Source organism: Inquilinus limosus MP06 (genome assembly GCF_000767795.1).
GTDB lineage: Bacteria > Pseudomonadota > Alphaproteobacteria > DSM-16000 > Inquilinaceae > Inquilinus > Inquilinus limosus_E.
The window spans coordinates 1-4,332 of the sequence record NZ_JANX01000539.1 but is presented as its reverse complement, the minus strand read 5'-3'; the positions used below and the strand labels follow the sequence as shown (position 1 = coordinate 4,332).

The following is a 4,332-nucleotide window of genomic DNA, read 5'->3' as shown; positions in this document are numbered from 1 at the left end:
GACCGGCTGGGCCTCAGGCGCCGCCGACCCGTTGGTCGCGGCCTTGTCCGGCTCGGCCAGCGGCGTGGCGCCCGGGGCCGCCTTGTCGAAGGCCTGCTTGATGTCCTTGACCGGGTCCAGCACGGTGTTCACGTGCTCCGCCACCTGGCCGCGGACATCCATCGTCTTGGCCGCGTCCTGGACGGTCTTGCGCACCTCCTCCAGCTCGGCCTGGCGCACGATGTCGTCGACATGGCGCTGGAACTCGCTGGTGATGCGGCGGGCATGGCGCGTCCATTTGCCCAGCTGATAGAGGGCGCGCGGCAGATCCTTCGGGCCGAGCACGATGAGTGCCACGACCACGATGACCATCAACTCCGACCAGTCGAAACCGAACATCACATTCGTCCATCACGCCCCGCCTCCGGAGACGGGGCGCGGTTCCGGTTCCCCGAGGGGATTATTGGCGGTCGGCGGTCGTCCGGTTCGGACTGCCGGCGTCGGTGCCCGCGGGCGGCGGCACGGCCGGGCGGTCTTCCGACCCATCGCTCTTGGGGTCGTCCGACAGGCCGGACTTGAAGTTCTTGATCCCCTTGGCCAGGTCGCCCATCGCCCGCGGCAGCCGGTTCCCGAAGATCAGGAGCACGACGACCAGGACGATCAACCAATGCCAAATACTCAAACCACCCATAAACTCATCCTCCAGCCCCAAGGCGGCCGGATCATCGCAGAAACCCCCCGCCGCCGCAATGGCGGCGGACGGGGCGAAATGGCGCGGAAATCCAGGCCTTCGACGGCAGCAAAAACAGCCGTTCCGGCCGGTTCCGCTACTCCCTGTCCTCGTCCTCCGGCCGCTCCGGCCCGTCCTCGCCGGACAGGGTGCCGCCGGGCAGCACGGCCATGGCCGGACGGGTGTCGAGCAGGCCCGACGCCTTCAGCTCCTCGACGCTCGGCAGGTCCTCCAGCCCGGCGAGGCCGAAATGATCGAGGAAGGCCTGGGTGGTGACCCAGGTCAGCGGCCGCCCGGGCGCCTGGCGGCGGCGGCCGGGGGCGATCCAACCGGCCTCCAGCAGCGTGTCCAGCGTGCCCTTGGCCACGGCGACGCCGCGCACCGCCTCGATCTCCGGCCGGGTTACCGGCTGGTGGTAGGCGATGATCGACAGCGTCTCCAGCGCCGCCCGGGTCAGACGGCGGACGATATGGCCGGCATCGCGCAGGAGGGGCGCCAGGTCGAGCGCGGTGCGGAAGGCCCAGCCGCCGGCCACCGGCATCAGGGTGACGCCGCGGTGGCGGTACTGCTCGACCAGCGCGTCGATCAGTTCCGGCACGTCGGCGCCATCCGGCAGGCGCTCGGCGATCGCCGCCTCGGTCAGGGGGGTCGGCGAGGCGAACAGCATGGCTTCGACGAGGCGCAGGGCTTTGAGGGGCTCGGTCATTCGTCTGTAGTGGTCTCAGCAGCAGCCTGGGCCTTGAGCCAGATCGGGCCGAACAGCCCGTCCTGGCGGATCGCGAGCCGGCCGGACTTGGCCAGCTCGAGCGTGGCGACAAAGGTGGAGGCGAGCGCCGAGCGCCGCACCAGCGGGCTGCCGGTCATCGGCGGCAGGAAGGCGGCCAGCGTGGTCCAGTTCGGGAACCGGCCGAGCATCGCCTCCATCCGCTCCAGCGCCTGCTCCGGCGAGAACAGCACCGAGGCCTCGATGCGCAGGCTGCCCTCGGCCGCCGCCTTGGCGCGCCAATGCTCGGCATAGGCCTTGAGCAGGTCGTAGAGCGACACGGCCCAGACCGGGGTCGGGGTCGCCTCATCCTCTTCCGCGGCGCCGCGGGCGAACAGGTCGTGGCCGAGCTGCGGCCGCGCCATCAGCGCCTGCCCGGCCTCGCGCATCGCGTTCAGCCGGCGCAGCTGGAAGGCCAGCGCCTCGGCCAGTTCGGCGCCGCTCGGCTCGTCGTCGCCCGGCGGCGCCGGCAGCAGCAGGCGCGACTTGAGATAGGCCAGCCAGGCCGCCATCACCAGGTAGTGCGCCGCCAGCTCCAGCGACAGCCGCCGCGCCCGCTCGACGAAGGCGAGGTACTGGTCGGCCAGCGCCAGGATGGAGATCTGGGTCAGGTCGACCTTCTGCTCGCGCGCCTGTTCGAGCAGCAGATCGATCGGCCCTTCATAGGATTCGAATTTCAGAATGAAGGCGGCGTCCTCCCGGCTCGTCACCGGCGGCGCATCGGCCTTCGACCAGTCTTCCAGCATCGCCTGAGTTTCGCTGCCCGGGCGTGGCGACGCAACACCGATCGTATGGATGGGGATCCGGGAGCGAAACGCCCCGTTTATCAGCCGTCATCCTCGGGCTTGACCCGAGGATCCAGGGGCTTTCAAGAGCCGCTCCTGGTGGCCCTGGATTGCCGGGCCAAGCCAGGCAATGACATTGATTTGAAGCCTGCGTCCCTTCACCCGCGAGGATCAGCCATGGCAAGACCGCGCCGGAAGGCCGATTTCCCCGTCCACCAGGTCCGGCGCTACCTGGAGCCCGGGCCGATCGTGCTGGTGACGTCGCGCTGGCGGGACCAGACCAACATCATGACGCTGGGCTGGCATACGGTGCTGGAATTCTCGCCGTCGCTGGTCGGCTGCATGATCTCCGTCGGCAACCACAGCCACCGGATGATCCGCGACAGCGGCGAATGCGTGATCAACCTGCCGACCACGGCCCTGACCGACACGGTGGTCGGGATCGGCAACACCTCAGGTGCCGAGGTCGACAAGTTCGAGAGATTCGGCCTGACCGCCGAGCCGGCGCAAGAGGTCGGGGCACCGCTGATCCGCGAATGCCATGCCGGCTTCGAGTGCCGGCTGCACGACGACGCGCTGGTCGAGCGCTACAACTTCTTCATCTTCGAGGTGGTGAAGGCACATGCGGCGCCGGTGCCGAAGCACCCGAAGACCCTGCACTACACCGGGGGCGGCGTGTTCGTGACCGCCGGCGGGGTGGTGGATCGGAAGGCCCTGTTCCGGCCGTGGATGCTGTAGGGCGGTGAGCCGGCTTTGCCCTTACATCCTCCCCCTCCCGCGGGGGAGGGGGAGGGGGAGGATGAAGAAGATCCATGCCGGAGCACTGAAGCGATCCCGACATCGCGTGCCTCAAGGCCGCTACGCCGTCGGCAGCCGGCCCAGCAGCTCCCTCACCCGCTCCAGATGGATCTCCACCGGCCGGTCGCTTGCCGGACGGCGCCAGGTTTCGCCGCGGGCCAGGCGGGCCTCGGTCTCCGGCCCGATCGCCGGCACCGCCGCCGCGATCGCCCTCATCTCCGCCAGGTCGCCGTTGCAGTGCAGGGCCAGGTCGCAGCCGGCAGCCAGCGCCCGCTCCGCCCGCTGCGGCAGTGGGCCGGCCAGCGCGCCCATCGACAGGTCATCGCTGCACAGCACCCCGTCGAAGCCGATGCGGCCGCGCACCGCGTCGCGGATCGCGGTCGGCGACTGGGTGACCGGATGGTCTGGGTCGAGCGCGGTGAAGACCAGATGGCCGGTCATGCCCCAGGGCAGGCCGGCGAGGTCGCGGAACGGCGCGAAATCGGTGCGCTCCAGCGTGTCGAGGTCGGCGTCGACCACCGGCAGCGAGACATGGCTGTCGACCCGCGACCGGCCATGGCCCGGCAGATGCTTAATCACCGGCAGTGCGCCGCCGTTGAGCAGCCCTTCGGCCGTGGCCCGGCCGAGCCGGGCGACCACCGCCGGGTCGCCGGAGAACGCGCGGTCGCCAACCACGGTGCGGTCGGCGCCGGGCAGGTCGAGGTCCAGCACCGGGGCTGCGACGATGTCGATGCCGGCGGCACCGGTGGTCAGGGCGATGGCGGTGGCGTTGGCCCGCACCGCCTCCTCCGCCGCGTCCATGTCCAGCGCCGCCAGCGTGCCGAAGCGGCCGGCAGCCGGAAATCCGGGCCAGTGCGGCGGCCGCAGCCGGGCGACGCGCCCGCCCTCCTGGTCGATCATCACCGGCGCATTACGGCCGACGGCGTCGCGCAGTTCGGCGACCAGGGCCTTGAGCTGGTCCGGCGTTTCGCAATTGCGGCGGAACAGGATGAAGCCGAGCGGGTCGGCGTCGCGGAAGAAGGTTTTTTCCTCAGCCGCGAGAACGGGGCCGGCACAGCCGAACAGGATCGCCTGAGGCATCAACGGGAACTCAAATCAGCGGGGAACGACCAGGCAGCCGGTCTTCTCGGTGGCCAGGGCCTCGCACAGCCGCGTCGCCGTCGCCTGATCCAGCGGCACGGCCTGGACGCGGTAGCCCAGCCGGGTCGCGGCCGAGACCTGCGGCACGGCCAGCTGCAGCGCGCCGAGCAGCTCCGGATAGCGGCGCTGGAAGCGGG

Annotated in this window: 6 protein-coding genes and 1 pseudogene; 1 reads left to right on the top strand and 6 read right to left on the bottom strand. The window is 70.5% G+C overall.

Annotated features, from left to right (window positions below):
• The 4 genes from tatB to P409_RS27845 all read right to left on the bottom strand — a co-directional run.
• On the bottom strand, positions 1 to 378 hold a 378-nt coding region (tatB, locus tag P409_RS36485), incomplete at its 3' end, for a Sec-independent protein translocase protein TatB (RefSeq protein ID WP_052121485.1).
• Positions 379 to 439: 61 nt separating this feature from the next.
• A complete protein-coding gene (gene tatA / locus P409_RS27855) occupies positions 440 to 691 on the bottom strand; it encodes a twin-arginine translocase TatA/TatE family subunit (RefSeq protein WP_430515667.1) in 252 nt (83 codons plus the stop codon).
• A 115-nt stretch (positions 692 to 806) separates the two neighbouring features.
• Positions 807 to 1,415, bottom strand: coding sequence for an SMC-Scp complex subunit ScpB (gene scpB, locus P409_RS27850; RefSeq protein ID WP_034846070.1), 609 nt, complete (start codon positions 1,413 to 1,415; stop codon positions 807 to 809).
• Positions 1,412 to 2,218, bottom strand: a complete 807-nt coding sequence (locus P409_RS27845; protein WP_034846068.1) for a segregation and condensation protein A — start codon at positions 2,216 to 2,218, stop codon at positions 1,412 to 1,414. The genes scpB and P409_RS27845 overlap by 4 nt, the downstream gene beginning before the upstream one ends.
• Positions 2,219 to 2,434: 216 nt before the next feature.
• Between P409_RS27845 and P409_RS27840 the strand changes: the two genes are divergently transcribed.
• Positions 2,435 to 2,995 carry a flavin reductase family protein gene (locus P409_RS27840; protein ID WP_034846066.1) on the top strand — a complete coding sequence of 187 codons (561 nt, stop codon included), beginning with the start codon at positions 2,435 to 2,437 and terminating at the stop codon, positions 2,993 to 2,995.
• 120 nt (positions 2,996 to 3,115) lie between these two features.
• Here P409_RS27840 and nagZ read toward each other — a convergent pair whose 3' ends face one another.
• Both nagZ and P409_RS39345 read right to left on the bottom strand, forming a co-directional pair.
• Positions 3,116 to 4,135, bottom strand: a complete 1,020-nt coding sequence (gene nagZ / locus P409_RS27835) for a beta-N-acetylhexosaminidase (protein WP_034846064.1) — start codon at positions 4,133 to 4,135, stop codon at positions 3,116 to 3,118.
• Between the two features lie 15 nt (positions 4,136 to 4,150).
• A pseudogene (locus tag P409_RS39345) lies at positions 4,151 to 4,332 on the bottom strand (hypothetical protein); the annotation flags it as partial.

Bases quoted from the DNA above. Each gene is read 5' to 3' on its own strand.
- scpB (WP_034846070.1), bottom strand. From the start codon at position 1,415: ATGACCGAGCCCCTCAAAGCCCTGCGCCTCGTCGAAGCCATGCTGTTC.
- P409_RS27845 (WP_034846068.1), bottom strand. From the start codon at position 2,218: ATGCTGGAAGACTGGTCGAAGGCCGATGCGCCGCCGGTGACGAGCCGG.
- P409_RS27840 (WP_034846066.1), top strand. From the start codon at position 2,435: ATGGCAAGACCGCGCCGGAAGGCCGATTTCCCCGTCCACCAGGTCCGG.
- nagZ (WP_034846064.1), bottom strand. From the start codon at position 4,135: ATGCCTCAGGCGATCCTGTTCGGCTGTGCCGGCCCCGTTCTCGCGGCT.